This is a genomic window from Ruminococcus sp. BSD2780120874_150323_B10 (genome assembly GCF_015553695.1).
Taxonomy (GTDB): domain Bacteria; phylum Bacillota; class Clostridia; order Oscillospirales; family Acutalibacteraceae; genus Ruminococcoides; species Ruminococcoides intestinale_A.
Genome location: NZ_JADNHD010000006.1, coordinates 40649 through 57945 on the forward strand (window position 1 = coordinate 40649; position 17297 = coordinate 57945).

Annotated in this window: 15 protein-coding genes; 2 read left to right on the forward strand and 13 right to left on the reverse strand. The window is 41.7% G+C overall.

Features of this window, described 5'->3' with window-relative positions; all coding sequences use genetic code 11:
- Positions 1-9 precede the first annotated feature (9 nt).
- Both I2E21_RS05300 and I2E21_RS05305 read left to right on the forward strand, forming a co-directional pair.
- Entirely contained in the window at positions 10-2004 is a 1995-nt protein-coding gene (locus I2E21_RS05300; RefSeq protein ID WP_195410644.1) for a leucine-rich repeat protein, read from the forward strand.
- 264 nt (positions 2005-2268) lie between these two features.
- Complete coding sequence (locus I2E21_RS05305) at positions 2269-2475, forward strand: hypothetical protein (protein WP_195410645.1); 207 nt, start codon at positions 2269-2271, stop codon at positions 2473-2475.
- 78 nt (positions 2476-2553) lie between these two features.
- Here the strand turns inward: I2E21_RS05305 and I2E21_RS05310 are convergent, their stop codons facing one another.
- From I2E21_RS05310 to rfbF, 13 genes are all read right to left on the reverse strand, one after another.
- Positions 2554-3954 (reverse strand): oligosaccharide flippase family protein, encoded by a 1401-nt coding sequence (locus I2E21_RS05310; protein WP_022234678.1) that lies wholly within the window; start codon positions 3952-3954, stop codon positions 2554-2556.
- 7 nt (positions 3955-3961) lie between these two features.
- Positions 3962-5200 (reverse strand): O-antigen ligase family protein, encoded by a 1239-nt coding sequence (locus I2E21_RS05315; RefSeq protein ID WP_195410646.1) that lies wholly within the window; start codon positions 5198-5200, stop codon positions 3962-3964.
- A 15-nt stretch (positions 5201-5215) separates the two neighbouring features.
- On the reverse strand, positions 5216-7573 hold the full coding sequence (locus I2E21_RS05320) for a polysaccharide pyruvyl transferase family protein (protein WP_195410647.1): 2358 nt from the start codon (positions 7571-7573) through the stop codon (positions 5216-5218).
- A 21-nt stretch (positions 7574-7594) separates the two neighbouring features.
- Complete coding sequence (locus I2E21_RS05325) at positions 7595-8731, reverse strand: glycosyltransferase (RefSeq protein WP_178586557.1); 1137 nt, start codon at positions 8729-8731, stop codon at positions 7595-7597.
- 22 nt (positions 8732-8753) lie between these two features.
- Complete coding sequence (locus tag I2E21_RS05330; RefSeq protein ID WP_195410648.1) at positions 8754-9917, reverse strand: Coenzyme F420 hydrogenase/dehydrogenase, beta subunit C-terminal domain; 1164 nt, start codon at positions 9915-9917, stop codon at positions 8754-8756.
- A 2-nt stretch (positions 9918-9919) separates the two neighbouring features.
- The gene (locus I2E21_RS05335) at positions 9920-11038 is read right to left on the reverse strand and encodes a polysaccharide pyruvyl transferase family protein (protein WP_195410649.1); all 1119 of its coding nucleotides are present in this window, start codon (positions 11036-11038) and stop codon (positions 9920-9922) included.
- 3 nt (positions 11039-11041) lie between these two features.
- Positions 11042-11527: an acyltransferase gene (locus I2E21_RS05340; protein ID WP_022234684.1), complete on the reverse strand. Its 486-nt coding sequence runs from the start codon at positions 11525-11527 to the stop codon at positions 11042-11044.
- Entirely contained in the window at positions 11524-12777 is a 1254-nt protein-coding gene (locus I2E21_RS05345; protein ID WP_195410650.1) for a glycosyltransferase family 4 protein, read from the reverse strand. Before I2E21_RS05345 ends, I2E21_RS05340 begins: the two co-directional genes overlap by 4 nt.
- Positions 12778-13788 carry a glycosyltransferase family 8 protein gene (locus I2E21_RS05350; protein ID WP_195410651.1) on the reverse strand — a complete coding sequence of 337 codons (1011 nt, stop codon included), beginning with the start codon at positions 13786-13788 and terminating at the stop codon, positions 12778-12780.
- A 30-nt stretch (positions 13789-13818) separates the two neighbouring features.
- Positions 13819-14391 (reverse strand): dTDP-4-dehydrorhamnose 3,5-epimerase, encoded by a 573-nt coding sequence (gene rfbC / locus I2E21_RS05355; RefSeq protein ID WP_117705301.1) that lies wholly within the window; start codon positions 14389-14391, stop codon positions 13819-13821.
- Positions 14392-14502: 111 nt separating this feature from the next.
- Positions 14503-15423, reverse strand: coding sequence for an NAD(P)-dependent oxidoreductase (locus I2E21_RS05360; protein WP_195410652.1), 921 nt, complete (start codon positions 15421-15423; stop codon positions 14503-14505).
- Between the two features lie 28 nt (positions 15424-15451).
- Positions 15452-16519 (reverse strand): CDP-glucose 4,6-dehydratase, encoded by a 1068-nt coding sequence (rfbG, locus tag I2E21_RS05365; protein ID WP_195410653.1) that lies wholly within the window; start codon positions 16517-16519, stop codon positions 15452-15454.
- Positions 16507-17286 carry a glucose-1-phosphate cytidylyltransferase gene (rfbF, locus tag I2E21_RS05370; protein WP_195410654.1) on the reverse strand — a complete coding sequence of 260 codons (780 nt, stop codon included), beginning with the start codon at positions 17284-17286 and terminating at the stop codon, positions 16507-16509. Before rfbF ends, rfbG begins: the two co-directional genes overlap by 13 nt.
- Between the last annotated feature and the right edge of the window lie 11 nt (positions 17287-17297).

The window sequence follows — 17297 nt, forward strand, 5'->3', positions numbered from 1 at the left end:
GGCGAATTTATGAAAAAATCAATTAAGGCGATGTCCGTTTTTATGTCGGCAATGCTTACCTTAGGCTCACTCGGCGCAGTATCGCTGACAGCAGGCGCTCAAGAAAGCATTGGCACTGTCACAAAAATAACAAGCGGTGACTTTGTTTATACCGTAGAGGACAATGTCGCTACCATTGTGGATTACACAGGCTCGGCAAACGCACTTGTAATTCCGCAGACGATAGACGGCCGCAAAATCGTACGCATTGGCGACTATGCTTTATCTAAAAAAGCAAAATTAAACAGTGTTGTTGTGCCGGAGTCAGTCGAGAGCATCGGCTCAAGTGCTTTTGAGGATTCTGTTGACCTCAAAAAGGTTACTCTGCCCGACGGCGTAACCAAAATCGGACCTTCTGCATTTTACGGCTGTTCAAAATTAACAACGGTAAATATTCCTGCCAAATTAGAGGAAATTGATGATTACACATTCAGCGGCTGTACTCAGCTTACAGATATAAAACTCTCGGAGTCGGTTACTTATGTCGGTGAAAGCGCATTTGAAGGCTGTTCAAACCTAAATTCAGTAACGCTTTCCGAAAATACAGAAACAATCGGCGATTGTGCTTTTTATGAGTGCGACTCACTTTACAGTATAAATCTTGAAAATGTAAGTCAGATTGGCGCAGGCGCCTTTGTGTATTGTTCAAATCTCGATGATATTGACCTTACGAACTGCTCGCTTATAGGCGAAAATGCGTTTTCCGTATGTCAAAGCCTTATTAATATAAAATTCCCCGACTCTATATACTCAATTCCGCAAACTGCCTTTGAATACACTCTTTGGGAGCAGAGTGCTCCTGACGGTGTGCTTTATGCAGGCGACTTTGCATACAAGATAATCGGTGATTTTACAGACAGCACATTGACATTTAAAGATGATACATACGCAATTAATGACGATTTCCTTTCTTATAACGAATATGTTAAAAAAATCAATTTGCCCGACAGCCTTACAAGTATCGGTGTATCCGCTTTTGAGGGGTGTTCCGCACTTAAAACAGTAACAATCCCGGATTCCTGCGGAGTGCAGGCAATGGCATTTTACGGTTGTTCAAGTCTTACAGACATAAATTATAATGAAACTGCGGTACGGACAGCGCCGACTGCATTTGTAGAAACAGCTTGGTACAACAGCCAGCCCGACGGTATTGTATATTACGGCAAATCAGCTTGTGCATATAAGGGCGACTTTAAGGCAAACGAAACTATAAAAGACGGTACGGTTGTTGTGGCTGACGGTCTTTTCTACGGTGACGAGGAACTGACAAGCATTGATATAGCCGACAGTGTAGAGTATATAGGTAGTATGGCTTTTGAGGAATGTATAAATCTTAGAGAGGTAAAACTGCCGAAGAGTTTATATACAATTTGTGAAGAAACATTTTACGGCTGCGAAAGTCTTGAAAGTATCACTTTACCCGATGTTGTAAATATCGGTGAGTCGGCTTTTGCACATTGTATAAGCCTTAAGAATATCGTTATTCCGGAAAGCGTGGAATTCGGTATTGACGACAGTGCATTTTTAAACTGCACTTCACTTCAGAAAGTAACCGTTAACGGAAATATTCAACAGATTGGTTCTGCAGTATTTATGAACTGCGAAAATCTTAAATCAATTAACATTCCGAAAAGCGTTGAATCAATCGGCAATGATGTGTTTGAATTTTGCGATAATGTAACAATCAAATGTTACGAAAATTCATATGCTCACGAATACGCAAAAACAAACGGCATTAATTATTCGTTGATTTTTGATGAGAGAGAATTCGGCGACATCAACAATGACGGCAAAGTAGATGTAAACGATGTAACTCATTTGCAGAGATATATTGCAGGCTTTACCGATGAGAGCGGTGCACCGATTATTCCTGACAGCGACCTTGGCTATGCGGATATAACAGATGAAGGCACAATTGATTCAAGAGATGTTACAGCTTTGCAGATGATACTTACGAATAAGTAATCGGATTAATTTTATTAGATTATGGTTTAGCGGAGTGTCGCTCGGGGATTGAAATTTAGCTAACGCTAAATTATCCGTCCAAAAACAAAAAAGTTTACTCAATTTTTTCAAAAATTGCGGGTTTGGGCAGCGCCCATAAAATCTTCCGATATAACAATTTATCAGGCGCAAACAGCCACGCTGTTTGCGTGCTTGCACATAGTTTGAAAAACAGGCGACAGCCTTTTATAAAAGAAATAATTAACTTTTTTCATTATATAGTGAATGTCTTTTCTTTTTGCTTTCGCATTTAAAGGCATTCGCCGTTGTGTTAAGTCGCCAAACAGCTTGCTGTTTGGCTATCGTCAGATTGCAATAAACGGAAAGTATTTGTGGGCGTTGCCCACACCCACAACCTTTGAAAAGGTTGACCAAACTTTTAACTTTGGGACGGAAAGTTTGGCTGTTGCTTTACTTTGTTGCCCGACTTAAGCTAAGCAAAATGAGCTTAGAATATTTCACACAAAAACTCCCCTTGAGCATTAGCCAAGGGGAGTTAATCATTTAATTTTATTTTAAGAATGTTGCAAATCTCTTTGTTACCAGTGCAAATACAGCATAACAGCCAAAGCCTGCAACTACAATAATCCAGCGGACAAGCCACAAATCCATAAGCAGATACGCAAGCACGATGGCAACTATAAATATTATTGTCGGCAATGCAAACTGTCTGATAGGGAAGAGGTCTTTGTCGAGCTTTCTTGAGTGATGGGAGTGCATTATAAAAGAAACCATATAAGACGCTACCGTTGTAAAGCAGGCTGCCATACCGCCGAACATCGGCACAAAAATAAAGTTGAGCACAATGTTTGTAACTGCCGCCACAATGGTGTTGAATGCTATGTATTTTGTGGACTTGTAGTAATATTCTACATTTACATAAACCGTATACATATACATTTCAAAAGATGCAAATACAAGCGGCGGAATCATATATATACCGCTGTAATACTCCTTTGTAGCCATGATTTTTACAATTTCAGGCGCAACAAACATCAGGCAAAGCATTACAACAAGGGCGATTTCAAGGTACTTTGTAATATTTTTGTTGATGATATCCTTTTCATTGGTCATCAGCTTTCGTGTAAACCAAGGCACCCACACCGCCTCAAGAGATGCGGTAACAGCCATCGCAACCATACTTAGATTATAAATCAGGCTGTAAACACCTGTTTCGGAAGAATTATACAGGTTGGTAATCATAATTCGGTCTGAGCTTGACAGCAGTACAAGCGAAAGTCCGTGGAAAATAAGCGGCAATGAGTAGGTGAGGGCATATTTCCAATACAACTTGTTAAATACCTTTTTGCCCCTTATAAATGACGCAATCACAAAGTATATGCCCACTATGGTGTAAACAGCGGCATATGGGATAATGTAACCCATATACTTATTGTCGCCATGCATATTTAGAATTGTTATAATTGCGGCAACCTGTATCGTCAGGTTCGGCAGTGCCAGCAAAAGGGTCTTTTTTATGTAGTCAACCTTCATCATATATTTGGTGGTCATTGCGGTTGATACAAACTGAAAATACGACTGCATAAGACAGCAGATTACAAGCACAATGTCAATGTCGCTCCATATGAGCATTCCTGTAATTATGAGCGCCGAAGAACCCACAAAGCTGAGAAGTGACAGTCCGTAGATTGAGGACATATATCCCTCGATATCGTCACCAAAGTCAATGTAAGCCGTTCTTATTGAGTTGCCGAGCGACATACCCACTATGAGTGTAAGTATGCTTACCCACGAAAGGTAGGTTTGCGATATACCGTACTCAGAGGTTGTGAGAAGTCGTGTGAATATAGGGATTGTAAAGAAAGCAAGCGCTTTGTTAAAAAGATTTCCTACAAGGTAAAATGCGCTCGCTTTAAGGCTTTTGTTGCCCTTTTCCGCTTTACTTGCCAAGTGAAAGTCACTTCCTTAAATAATAATGATAGCTGTGTTTTTTCTTCAGCGAATGCTTTCCCTTTTCTTCAAAAATAAAGTTTCCGTCCTCGTCCTTTTTTGGCAGAGCATAAGGAATAAAGGCGGCCAAAGTAAGGATTGAGAAGAAGTAGTAAATGTTGTAGTATGCCTCGCTTTGCAGCATAATCATAAAGGCACAAATTGCGCCCGATACAATAAAAGGAATTTTGCCGTTTTTTCTGTTTCTATACAGCGCCACACCGCAGATGATAAGAATTGCAAAGAAGATTAAAAATCCCGGCAGGCCGCTTTTGTATAAAAGGTCAAGATAATAGTTGTGGGCATGGGTAGCGCCGATAAGATCTCGTGATGCCTGATTTTCAATTTCACCAACACCAAATACAGGCGATTTTGCAAAGGCGGCAAGCGCACTGTCCCAAATCTTAGTTCTTCCCGTAAAGGTAAGGTCCCTGCCGAGCATATCTACAATAATAAACGCAAATGCCTCCTGTAATCTGAGGATGATTACACCGAAGAAATACGCAATATTTATTGCGAGATAGGTAATGATATTGAGAAAATTCGGCATTTTGTTTATGAGTGCAAGCAAGAGGAAGAGTGTAAATACAGTCATACCGATTACACTTGTTGCCGAGAACGCAAGTATTACAGTGGCAAACGATACCGCAGTAATTACAAATGACGAAAGCGTCAGCTTGTTGTACTTTCTCAGCGAGCGAACTATTGAGAAGATAATCGCAGGGAAAAACAGCATAATTGAGTTGTTTCTGTATCCGAGAAAGTAGTTTTGCGTAAATGTGTTAAACTCGTACATACCTTGCGGAAACAGAAGTACAGTTGCAAAATTTATAAGCACAAACAGTCCGAGCGTAAACGATGCGCCGTCAAGCAGTGCGTCGGGGTCTGTTTTCAGTCCCATTTCCACAACAAGGCAGATTGCAAGGGCATTTAGTATGGCGATGAACAGTGAGGTGTAATTACCTCCGCAATAAATTGTTGCAAGTACACGCCACACCTCAAAGAAAACTATTCCTACAAAGAACAGCGACACTTTTTGGTAAAAGTAAACGAACCATACGCCGAGAACGGCTATTACCATAATCTTAAACACATTTGATATGGTATCGAATGTGTGCAGCGCAGGCATTTGAGAAAACATTGCAGGCTTATAAAGCACCATAAATACAAGGGCGATAAACCAGCGTTGATTCATTAGCTTTTTCATTGTAACCTCCTTATATTACAGCATCTTTTTAAGCCTTTTAAGGACGGGTAAAATACCGAGTTTGCTTAAAACTTTGTTGCGTTTAATTTTAAATTCCCTCTTTTTGTCAACCGTTGCATATTTAAACACAAGTTCGTCAAAAGGAACGGTGTCAAGCCGATTAAAGAAAGTCTCTCTGTTTGGGTGCGCCTTTGTCGGTGTGCCCATAACAGGATAGGTGAGCCTGAGCTTTTCTTTTGGAATATCTCTGAAAAAGATTTCGCTTTTAATGCTGTCAAAGAGCTTTTTGCCTTTTTCGTTGTTTAACAGTACAAAAGAAATTCCCTTGTGGTCGTCAAGGTCGGGGAAAATCTGCTGAATAAGCCACAAATCTCCGAGTGTAATATCGCTGATTCGTGGGAAAGACTTTAGTCGGCAGGTGCTGCAAGCAGGACGGTTGAAAAGTGAAAAACCAAATCCTCTTGCGAAGGCATCGTCTTTCCAAAAAGCCGATTTTTCGTGGTCTTTATACTTAATGGTGAGGGAATAATTTTCCCAGCTTATCCTTTTGTCACGGAAAGAAACCGAGTTGATATGTTCGTTATTCGCATTTGCAAATTCAAGGTACTTATTCCAAATTTTAGGTGACGGAGCACCATGGCAGAACAAATCAACCGTTATAAGATTTTCGTAATCCTTGCCCAAAAAGCTCTTTAGCGCCCTTATCTGACAAGGAGTGCCTGAGAAAAGAACCGTTTTCTTATTATCGAGCAAGGCTTTGGTTTCCTTATAAATGCCCTGAGTGTTACTCTGAACATATTTTGAACTTCTGAATTTTTTAAGGTCATCTATATTATCAACGGCAATGTGTCTTACACCGAAGTTTTCATCAAACGCAGCGCCTATAACAACGCCGCCGTTGCTTATTATCGCTTTTGCAAGGTGGGTAAAAATTCCGCCCGAAGTGCTCTCGTGGCGAATATTCTCATCTTTGCTGTATGCCGCAACAGCCGAAAATTCAGCTGTACCCTTTTTAAACTGCTTTATTGGGCAGGCTTTAATGCACGCACCGCAGCCTATGCACGCCGATTCGTCAACATTTGCATACACAAATCCCTCGCTGTCGGGTTTCATACTTATAGCTTTGACAGGACATTTGTCGGCACACGCCGAACAGCCGCAGCAATCGTGCTTGTCATACAGCTTTATATGTTTTTCATGGGCAGGCAAAATTCCGTCAAGCGCAGCGGTAATGTATTCGGCAGAATGAGCCTTTAATTTTTCAAGCCTTGCCTGCACCTGTGTATAATCAATAGTTTTGTTTAGAGTTTTGTTTAGTTTGCCGTCCCATTCGTCGGCAAGCTCGCTGTCTTTTATCTGTCTGTATTCAAGACCAAGGCTTTTTAAAAGCGACTCAAGCCTTGTGTTGGTTGAACCCTTAGTGCCCTGAGCAAAGCGCTCGAACACAAAGTATTGCCTTTCAAAAATGGTAGAGAACACACTGCCATGGAAAGAATCGGTGCAAACATACTTTGCGTTTTTAATAAGGTTTACAAAGCCGTCGGGCGCAATATCGTAAAGCGCAAGGTCAGCATATCCGTTGTCCGACTCCGTATAGCCGTCAATATACGGCAGGCACACAACCTTTAAGCCTGTTTTTTCGGCGAGCTTTCTAACCTTTTTTCTATGCTCAGGATTTTTGCCGAGGAAGTAGCAGAATATGTACTCGCCGTCAACCTTCGGTGTACTTCCGCTCATTTTGTCCCATATTTTCTTGTCAACCATAAGGGTTGGGTCAAGAACAAGCTGAGCCTCTTTGTTTGTGAGGTTTTTTATTATGTCGCAGCCGCTCATTTCTCGGCAGGAAAGGCTGTCAAAGCCGTTGATAGCTGATTTATAAAGGCTTTCATCGGCTTTCTCAACCGAGTTTATGCCAAAACTCGGCGCATACGCAATTCTGCGAGTTCCCTTTGGAACGAAGGAAAGCGTGTAATACTGCTGTTGAATATGAACAGGCAGCCAAATTTGGTCGCTTCCGCAAATTACGGCATCGTATCTTTTGCTGTATTCTTTTAGAGCTGCAAGGCTGAGAAAATTACGGGTTATGCGCAGATTTTGATTTACAAAATTGTCAAAGCCTGCGTTCCTCTGAGCCATACACTTTGAGTATTCCGCATTGCCTGCCATACCCTTTTGCGACTTTTTATATTTGATTTTTGCCGCAAGTTTTTTGGGCGAGAGCAGTGTGGCGAGCTTGTCTTTTTTGCTCGATGTATATGTAAAGTTGATAATTTCGGTATCATATCCCATTTCGGTAAATATGGACTGCATAGCATATGCCTGCAATTTTGTACCGTAATTTTGAGTTTTAAATGGGGTTGCCAGACCTAACATAAATTTCTGAACCTCCGAAGTTTAGTTGCCTTTTGTTTTATCTTCATAAAATTGCTGCAGCTTTTTAGCCTCAACAGAAATTTCAAAGCCGCAGTTTTCTATTTCCTTAGCCATATCTTTTCGCTCGTAGTCAAGGCTGTTTTCAAGAATTTGCTTTGCCCAGAGTTTATCCTCTGACTGAGAATCAATAAAGTGCATAAGCGGTGTGCAGTCAACCTCCTCAGGCACAACCTTTGCCGTACCAAAGGTCATAAGACCTGCCGCCTGAGCCTCAATATACACAATGCCAAAGCCCTCGTATCTTGACGGAAGAACAAATGCGTCAAATGCCTGCATAACATCGGGCACATCTTTTCTAAGTCCCGTATAGGTAATTTTATCGGAAAATCCGTTCTCTTCGGCATATTTTTTAAGTCCGTCAAATTTTGCATAGCTTTTGTAGTCGCCGACTATAACAAGGTGAGAATCGGGGTGGAGCTTGCAAATTTCATTGAATATGCTCAACATTCTTTCGGGATTTTTCTGATAATAAAGTCTGCCTACAAAGCCTACCGCAAAGGTGGTGTCAGCTATGCCAAACTCGTTTCTTATTCTTTTTCTTGTGCTCGGATTGTAGGAGTAGCTTTTTGTATCAATCGCATTCGGCAAAACTCTGAAATTGCTTTTTTCAAGAATTTTGTCGCCGAAAAGATACCTGCCTGCGTCCTTACTGCAAGCAAAAAAGTCTGTTGCGTAGCGGCGAAGTCCTACCTTTAGCACACTGTTATACATTCTTTTTACAAAGCTCGGATTGTTTACATACGCAAGGTGTGCGTGGGCAATTCTTGTTTTTATGCCGTATTTTTTGCCGAGCTTGCAGTACAGCGCCGACCATTCCTCCATATTTGAGTGGAGAATATCGTAATTGCCGTTTTTCATAATCTCGCTGACCTGCCTGATGTTCTCGCTCAGATTTTGCGATTTGGGAGTAACACGAAAAATATTACAGCCCATTTTTTTAAATGCGTCCTCGTTAAGACTGCCGTTTTTAACTGACGGCAAATCATCAATTATGATGTCAAATTTTACATCGTTGTGGTTCATATGGGTGTAAAAGTTCAATAAAACAGCGCCCACACCGCCACCGTTGATTCCGACAGCAATCTGTAATACTTTCATTTTCGTTTCCTTCCTGTTTTGCTTAATGCAGTTTTTTCAGTACCCTCTTTACGCCGAGAGGTATCATTTTTTTGATTTTGGTTTTCGGGTTTACCTTGAACGCAAGTTTTGTTTTGACATAGCTGTCAAAATCTAAGCCGTCAAAGCCGTCATAAATTGTATCTCTGCACGCCGGTCTTTCTGATGCCACGACAAGGTTTGAGTTCATGGCAGAGGCTTTTTCGTAATCCGATTCTATAATTTCGAGCCTGTCTTTTATCAGGTCAAAATAATCTTTGCCCTTTTCGGTATTTACGAGTACGAGAGATACTCCGTTTTCGTCATAAAAATCGGGGTGAAATTTTTGAATACCCCAAAAATCGGCAAGCGAAATATCGCCCACTCTGTTTTTATTGGCAAATTTACATTCGTAACAGCTCTCTCGGTAGGTTTTGCAGTAGAGAAAGGCGCTGTAATACGGGTCAAAAAATCCGTAGTCCGACTTGCTTTTTTTGCCGTTTTCAGCCTTGTAATACAAGTCCCAGCCTCGTTTTTCTTTACTTCTGAAATTGTATGAGGTGAGTTTTCCGCCGAGCTTTCTGCCCATATAGTCAACATAATTTTTAAAGAGTGCAGGACTTGGCACACCATGGCACACAATGTCAACGGTAAGCAGTTTTTCGCAGTCCTTGTTAAGGAATGTTTTAAGTCCTGCGACCTGACAGCCTGTACCGCTGAACAAAACATATTTATCGTCTGCAAGCAAGGTTTTTACCTGCTTATAAATACCTCGGGTGTCGCTCTGCACATACTTAGAGCTTTGCAATTTGTAAAGCTCGCTTTCATTGCTTACGGCAATGTGCCTTGCAACAAGATTTTCGTCATATGCACAGCCGAAAACAACGCCGCCCCTTGCAAGCACTTCCTTTGCAAGCGGAATAAAAAGTCCGCCCGATGTGCTTTTAAAAGCCGAGGTGCGGTCTTTGTACTTTGCCGCATACACCTTTGGCTCATCGCAACGCTTTGCGTCAGTCATAATGGGGCAGTGCTTTACGCACAGACCGCAGTCAACGCACTTGCTTTCGTCAACAACAGGGCAGAGAAATCCCTCGCTGTCGGGTTGTATGGTTATACATTTTTTAGGACAAATCTGCTCACAGCCTGAGCAGCCGCAGCAGCTTTTGCCAAGCTGAAGTATATTGTTCACAATTAATCACCTATCATATTTTTAAGAATATCAAGCGATTTTTTACGCTCTGCCGATATTTTTTCGTTTACCTTTTCAAAATCTATTTTTTCGCTGTCAATGTCAAAGTCGTTGTAGCTTTTGAGTATTCTGTTTTCGTAGCCGATAAGCTGAAGAATACTTGAGATTCTTTCGCTGTAACTCTTTGGCAGAACATCGGTAAATTGTGTGTTAAGACCGATTGCAAAGGCAGTGCCATGGAAAGAATCGGTAAGGAAATGCTCGGCATTTTTTATGTACCACAAAAATTCACCGATTGGAGGACAGCAAACAAATTTGCCGCTCCTCACAATATGGTGGAAACAGTGGCTCAGTCGGTAGAGTTTAAGTCCCTTTTTCTTTGCGTACTGCTTTGCGTATTCGTCAAATTGTTTGTTTGGGTGGAGCTGATACACAAGCACATATTTTTCGCTGCACTCTCGCTGAGGTATGAGCTTTTCCCACTCTGATTTTTCAAGCAAAAAGGTAGGGTCAAGCACCTGCTCGGCAGGCACTCCGAGTTCGTTTGCGATTTTTACACCGCTGTTTTCACGAATTGTAATTTTATCGTAGCGTTTAAGCCACTTTTTAATGTTTTCTTTGTCATTTGGCAAAACTTCACTGCCGCCAAAACTTGCGGCATATGCAATCTTCTTTGCACTGTCGGGCAAAAACGACAGAAAATATACAGGGTCAATCTCACCGCACACAACGGTATTCCACACCTGATCACTGCCTGTCATATAAATATCTGCCTGAGGAATATCGGCGGCAAGCTCCTGTTCGCTGTTGTATTCCTTGTCGGTCACCTTAACGATTTTTCTGTACTCTGCAAATCGCTTATCCGCAAATTTATATACGGGATTTTGAGTTGCTTTAAAAACAAGACGAGTGAGTGCATTTTTATTCCACTTTGCACTCACACTTTTGAGTCTTGTGTCAACAAGATTTTCGGTTTTTTCGTCTGTTCGGTAATAATCTATACATACGGCATTTGCGCCGAGCTTTTCAAGAGCGGTTTGTGTTGCATATGCCTGAAGTACAGAGCCGTAGTTAGATACGGCGTGTCTTGTAAGATATGCAACAGTTTTCTTCTTTTTCATATGTTACTCCAAAGTTTCAATAGTGATTCCGCCGTTGCTTTTCACAACAGAGTTTGCGGGAATGTCACGATAAATTACACAGCCTGCGCCTATAACGCAGTTGTCGCCGATTTCTACGCCTTTAAGAATAACGGCATTGGTGCAAATCCAGCAGTTACTGCCGATTTTCACCTTGCCCACCGAGTAACCCTGCTCACGAATGAGCTTTGTTCTATCTCTGAATTTATGGTTTTGGTCATAAATTTTTACATTTTCGCCGAAAATTGTATGGTCGCCGATTTCTACGCTTTCAAGGCAGTTGATAGAACAGCCACGATTGAAAAAGCAATCGTTACCGATTTTGATTGACGCACCCTTTTCAAGGTAAAGTCCAAAATTTTTGCGGAAAGTTGTGTTTTTGCCGATAGAAAATCTTTTTCCGAACATAATTTTAAAACATAGCTTTTTAAAAACGGCTTTTAAGCGCCAATATATTTTTAATAATGTCATATCTTTTTGCCACCCTTTGCTTTAATCAAATCTTTGTAGCAGTTCATCAGCTTTTCATAGTATTTTTCGCAGTCGCAGTTTTCCCTTGCCTTTTCAAGCGCCGCCTTTGACATTGCAAGGTACTCGTCCTCGGTAAGATTGTTCATCTTTTCAAGGCAAGCACAAAGGCTGTCGGGATTATTCGGCTCGCAAATAAAGCCTGTTTTTCCGTCATCAACAATTTCGGGTAGACCGCCGTTGCTGCTTACAATGGCAGGCTTGCCAAGTGCAATAGCCTCAAGAATAGAGTAAGGCCCGTTTTCGTACCATTCACTCGGCAGAATAACGCACTTTGCCTCTTCAACATATTTTTTCAGTGCGTCACCGCTCTGAAAACCTGTAAAAATAACCTTTTCTGTAAGGTTGTTTTCTTTAACATAGTTTTCAAGCTCCTCACGCAGAGGACCGTCACCCACAAGGTAAAGTTTGTTTTTAAAGTTGCCCTTGTGGTATGCCTTTACAAGTGACATAAGTCCCTTTTCAACCGAAAGTCTGCCAAAGAAAAGGAAATAGTCCTTTGCGTTGCTGCATAGCTTGTATTCTGTGCCGACAGGCAAAAAGTTCACCCAATGCACAACGGGATTTTTTGTGATGCCCGATTTTACAAACTGCTTTCTGTAAAAATCAGACGGACAAATGTAGAAGTCGATTTTATCGTACATCTTCATTCTCTCGTAGTTCTTAGCCTCAATAACAGCAAGGTAGGTTTGAAGTGCGGAGTTTTTTACGCATTTCTGCTCAAGTGCAGGCTTGTAGCTGTGCTCAGCCACGCAGCGGTCGCACACCTTGTCGCCGCAAAGCATAGTGTGTGTAGGGCACACGCAGTTGAGGTCGTGCGCCGTAAACACAACAGGAATATTATACTTTTGTATTGCGTTCAAAATAGAAAGCGTAATGTGTCTGTGAACCAAATTTATATGCACAATATCGGGCTTTTCTGCCTCAATAAGCTGTTCGATTTTCTTTTTAGCATCAAACGAATACAGGGCGTGCATACCTGCTGTGAGTTTCTCAAACGGCGACATACTCTTGTTGAAATCAACATTTTTTGAAAAATACTTTGCCTGTGCGCAATCGTAATTTTTTTCGTCTTGCATAGCAAAATATATTACTTCGTTGCCATGTTCTTCAAGCAATTTTGCAAGTCCGAAGTGATAGGTTTCACTGCCGCCTTTTACATAGTGGTATTTATTTACAAGCAGAATTTTCATTTATTCGGCCCTGCCTTTTTGTTTTAATGCTCGTGCCATAGGGTAGAGCTTTGAGTGAACAAGCGAGATTACGGCAATCATCATACCCTTTGGCATGGCATTGCACACACTTGTCATCAGTTTTTTAGATTTCTTTCTGTCATCGGGGTACTGCGGAAAGTCTTTCCATGGCGACATAGCCTTGTACTTTAGGTAATCGCCGACAAACGGGTGGTTGTTGTTTTCGTTCCATGGTCGTGTACCCGACAAAAAGCACGAAGTATAGTGAATAATATACGGGTCTGTTACCGTTTCGCTGTACTCCTGTTCGCTTAGATGGTGCTCAGGCTTTCTGACCTTCATCAGGTCTTTAAAATTAAAGTCGAAGAATACAGTCATTGCGTCATATTTTGTATGTACTACCTTTACAAGTCCCTTTTTGGCGAGAACACCGTTGAGCACACCTTGGTCAACATAGGTTATGTCGCCGTTGTGCGCAATGATAAAGTCGAGAAATTCCTTTTCAACATTCATCTCACGCCAGCTTTTAAGGTCAATGAGCAGTACGCCGTTGTTTGTGTAGGTGCTGTTGCTGTCAAGGTTAAGCTCGGCTTTGTAGCGGTCACTTCGGCAGTCGTCAACAGCCGCCACAACCTTGTCACCGAGGTCTGTTTCCCAAAATTCCTTTAGCGAGTGGCGAATAACTGTGTCGCAGTCAAGATAAATACATCTGTCTATATCGTCAGGCAAAATGGTGCAAAGAAAAAGTCTGAAAAAGGTACTGATATTCCATCTGCCAACCTCAATTTCCACGCCTGCCTTTTTGTTGAGGTCGGGCTGAGGTATAAAGTGAATGGTGCGTCCGTATTTGCCGACCATTTCTTCAAAGCGATGTTTGTTCTCGGCAGAAATGCTGTTGTCTATCATATAAATATTGATGCTTTCAGAGTCTGTATTGTTATGAAGTAAAGACATTATCGACACACCCGCAATCGGTGCATAGCTGTCAGAACTTGAATAAACTATGTTCATTTTACCCTCCGTAAAAATATTTTTAAGTCATTATTTAAGATACTTTTCTTCAAATTCCTTAAACGACTGGAGATTTTTGTCTTTATCGGCTAAAATAAGATTTTCAATACCGCCGATTTCGTCAAACGGCCATTCAACGCCAAAGTCTGGGTCGTTGTACATAATGCCGTCATCATATTCACCGTAGAATTTTTCGCCGCACTTGTATGAAACAACGGACGGCTCAAGCACAAGGTAGCCATGAGCAAAATGTTCGGGAACATAAAGTTCGTTCATATTTTCTTCGGAAAGGTAGAAACCCTGCCACTTTTTAAAGGTAGGGGAGTCGGGACGAAGGTCAACGATAACATCAAAAACCTTGCCTTTAATGCATCTTACAAGCTTTGCCTGCTCGTGTACACGCTGAAAATGGAGCGCACGAATAACGCCCTTGTGAGATACTGTATAGAAAACTTCCGCAAGGTTGTGCTCAAGACCGTTAGCCTCGAAAACCTCTTTTGAGTAATCCTTAATAAATGCGCCTCTTACATCTGTTGCGCAAAACGGTTTAATAAGATATGCACCCTCAAAATCGGTATTGCAAAATTCAAACTTCTGAATCATATAAATAATCTCCTTAAAATGTTTCTATTCTGAAAATTAACCCATAATTTTCAGAAAAACGCAGTTTGCATTACGAATATAAAGGGCGAAAGATAAATTTCGCCCTGATTTTTAGTCTACGGACTTAATCCACTCCATAGTAAGCCTTGTGCCCTCTGCAAAGGAAATCTCAGGTTTGAAGTGGCAGTCTGTTTCTATGTCGGTTGTATCAAATGCCTCAAGCGGCATATTTACACCTGTAAACGGCACATCACCGAAAATCGGTTTTGCTTCAGGTGCAAGCTCGTTCTGCATTTCGAGAATGAACTCCTTGAGTGGTCTTGCGTTGCCACTGCCTATTGTGTACTCTTTGTTTGCGATGCCGTATTCGCCGATTGCCTCAAAGGCTCTTGCAACATCGTCTATATAAATGAAATCGTAATTTTGTGTAGCGGCTGTAAACTGTAAAGGCTCGCCTGCAATAATTTTGCGAATTGTTGAATTAACAAATCTCGGCGAAAACTCTCCTGCGCCGTAAGCGTTGGTAATTACCGCCCAGCAAAGGTCTATGTCAAGGCTGTTTGCAATCGGCTTGCAGATAGAACGGGCAATGAGCTTGCCTGCACCGTAAATGTACGGCAAGCCGGGTTTGCTTTCCTGTGTGTAAACGGCCGTATAGGTTTCCTTTTCCATAATCGAACCTGCGTTTACAAACTTTTTGCACTGCATTTTGTCGGCTGTTCTGAGCGCACGAGCTGTCCAAAGTGCGTTTTGCAGCTGAATGTTCTCGTCGCATCTGAGCGGGCCTGCTGAGCCAACCCATGCAAAGTGGTAGAAAACATCAACATCTCTGTCTGAAATTTTATCAAAGAGAGTTTCAATTTCATCAAGCTCGCAGTACACAATTTCAATACCGTCAAGTTTTTCTATGTTGTCGATTTTTTCGTTTTTATCTTTTACAACGGCATAAACCTTAACTCCGTCAGCGCAAAGTCTTTTGCATACATTTGAGCCGACAAAGCCGTTTGAGCCTGTTACAATCGCCTTTTTCATCACTAAACCTCTTTTGTTGATGATATATTTAAATTCTGCTTGCTAAAAATTCCTCAATCTGTTTGTCCATACATTTTCTGACATCGCCTTTTTCCATATAACAGCGTGACCATTCAACAGTTTTTTCAACGGCCTCTGTTACATGCCAATGCGGTTTCCAGCCAAATACAGCCTTGAGTTTTGAGCAGTCGAGTTTTAAGAAATTCGCTTCGTGTACGGCATTTTTCTCGCTCTTGTTTATCCATTTTATCTTGCCGTCCGCATACTTTACAAACAGGTCTACAAGCTCGCCTGTAGTAACGCAGTCACATTCGTCGGGACCTACATTGTAGTAGTCGGCAAATTTTATGTCCTCATACTGAGCCTTTGCAATCATAAGATACGCAAACAGTGGTTCAAGCACATGCTGATACGGTCTTGTTGAATGAGGATTACGAACGATTATATCTTCGCCTTTTTCAAGTGCACGAACGCAGTCTGGAATAATTCTGTCGTTTGCAAAATCGCCGCCGCCGATTACATTGCCGGCTCTTGCAGTCGAAATTGCCACTCTGCCGTCTGCAAAGAACGAATTTTTGTAGCTGTGAGTTACAAGCTCCGAACAGCTCTTGCTGTTTGAATACGGGTCAAAGCCGTCAAGCGGTTCATTCTCACGATATCCCCATTGCCACTCCTTATTTTCGTAAACCTTGTCTGTTGTTACATTGAGGAATGACTTTACGCAGTCCGACTGTCTTACACATTCAAGAATGTTTACAGTGCCCATTACATTTGTTTCGTATGTATAGGCAGGCATCTTGTAGCTGTCACGCACAATCGGCTGAGCCGCAAGGTGAAGTACAATTTCGGGCTGTGCCTCGTCAAATGTCTTTTTTAGCAAATCAAAATCACGAATATCGCCGATAACGGACTTAATGTCGCCCTCGATATTTGCAATTTCAAATAAATTCGGGTTTGTAGGTGGGTTAAGAGAGTAGCCGGTAACCTGTGCGCCCGCATTTGCAAGGATTTTGCAGAGCCAACTGCCCTTAAATCCTGTGTGACCTGTTACAAATACTCTTTTACCTTTATAAAAATTAAGCATTAATCTTTCCATACCTTCCACGGCGCTTTGTTTGTGCTCCAGAGTTTTTCGAGCTTTTCTTTGTCACGAAGAGTGTCCATACACTGCCAGAAACCGTTGTGTTTCCAGCACATAATCTGACCTTCTTTTGCAAGCTGTTCCATAGGCTCACGCTCAAACATAATTGTATCGTCTTTTACATAGTCGAGTACCTGCGGCTCAAGCACCATAAAGCCTGCGTTTATCCAACCGGAGTCAATGTCGCTCTTTTCACGGAATGCCTTAACCTCGTTTTCGCTTGAAAGGTCAAGCACACCAAAGCGGCTTTCGGGTTTGACTGCCGACATAGTGGCAAGTCTGCCGTTCTTCTTGTGAAATTCATAAAGAGCATTAATATCGACATCAGACACACCGTCACCGTATGTCATAAAGAAAGGCTCGCTGCCTATAAAGTCACGCACTCTCTTAAGTCTGCCGCCTGTCATTGTGTTAAGTCCCGTATCAACGACCGTGACCTTCCACTGTTCGGCTCTTTTGTTATGTACGATTATTTTATCGTCCTGTGTAAAATCAAATGTTATGTCCGAAGTATGCAGAAAATAATCCGCAAACCATTCTTTAATTACATGCTGTTTGTATCCTGCGCATATAATAAATTCGTTTACTCCGTAATATGAGTAAAGTTTCATAATATGCCACAAAATCGGCATTCCGCCTATTTCAATCATTGGCTTTGGCTTAAACTGCGATTCTTCGGAAATTCTTGTTCCAAAGCCACCTGCAAGTAATACAGCTTTCATTGCTTTTCCTC

Bases quoted from the DNA above. Each gene is read 5' to 3' on its own strand.
- I2E21_RS05345 (WP_195410650.1), bottom strand. From the start codon at position 12,777: ATGAAAATTCTGCTTGTAAATAAATACCACTATGTAAAAGGCGGCAGT.
- I2E21_RS05300 (WP_195410644.1), top strand. From the start codon at position 10: ATGAAAAAATCAATTAAGGCGATGTCCGTTTTTATGTCGGCAATGCTT.
- rfbF (WP_195410654.1), bottom strand. From the start codon at position 17,286: ATGAAAGCTGTATTACTTGCAGGTGGCTTTGGAACAAGAATTTCCGAA.
- I2E21_RS05325 (WP_178586557.1), bottom strand. From the start codon at position 8,731: ATGAAAGTATTACAGATTGCTGTCGGAATCAACGGTGGCGGTGTGGGC.
- I2E21_RS05340 (WP_022234684.1), bottom strand. From the start codon at position 11,527: ATGACATTATTAAAAATATATTGGCGCTTAAAAGCCGTTTTTAAAAAG.
- rfbG (WP_195410653.1), bottom strand. From the start codon at position 16,519: ATGGAAAGATTAATGCTTAATTTTTATAAAGGTAAAAGAGTATTTGTA.
- I2E21_RS05335 (WP_195410649.1), bottom strand. From the start codon at position 11,038: ATGAAAAAGAAGAAAACTGTTGCATATCTTACAAGACACGCCGTATCT.
- rfbC (WP_117705301.1), bottom strand. From the start codon at position 14,391: ATGATTCAGAAGTTTGAATTTTGCAATACCGATTTTGAGGGTGCATAT.
- I2E21_RS05305 (WP_195410645.1), top strand. From the start codon at position 2,269: ATGTCTTTTCTTTTTGCTTTCGCATTTAAAGGCATTCGCCGTTGTGTT.
- I2E21_RS05315 (WP_195410646.1), bottom strand. From the start codon at position 5,200: ATGAAAAAGCTAATGAATCAACGCTGGTTTATCGCCCTTGTATTTATG.
- I2E21_RS05350 (WP_195410651.1), bottom strand. From the start codon at position 13,788: ATGAACATAGTTTATTCAAGTTCTGACAGCTATGCACCGATTGCGGGT.
- I2E21_RS05320 (WP_195410647.1), bottom strand. From the start codon at position 7,573: ATGTTAGGTCTGGCAACCCCATTTAAAACTCAAAATTACGGTACAAAA.
- I2E21_RS05360 (WP_195410652.1), bottom strand. From the start codon at position 15,423: ATGAAAAAGGCGATTGTAACAGGCTCAAACGGCTTTGTCGGCTCAAAT.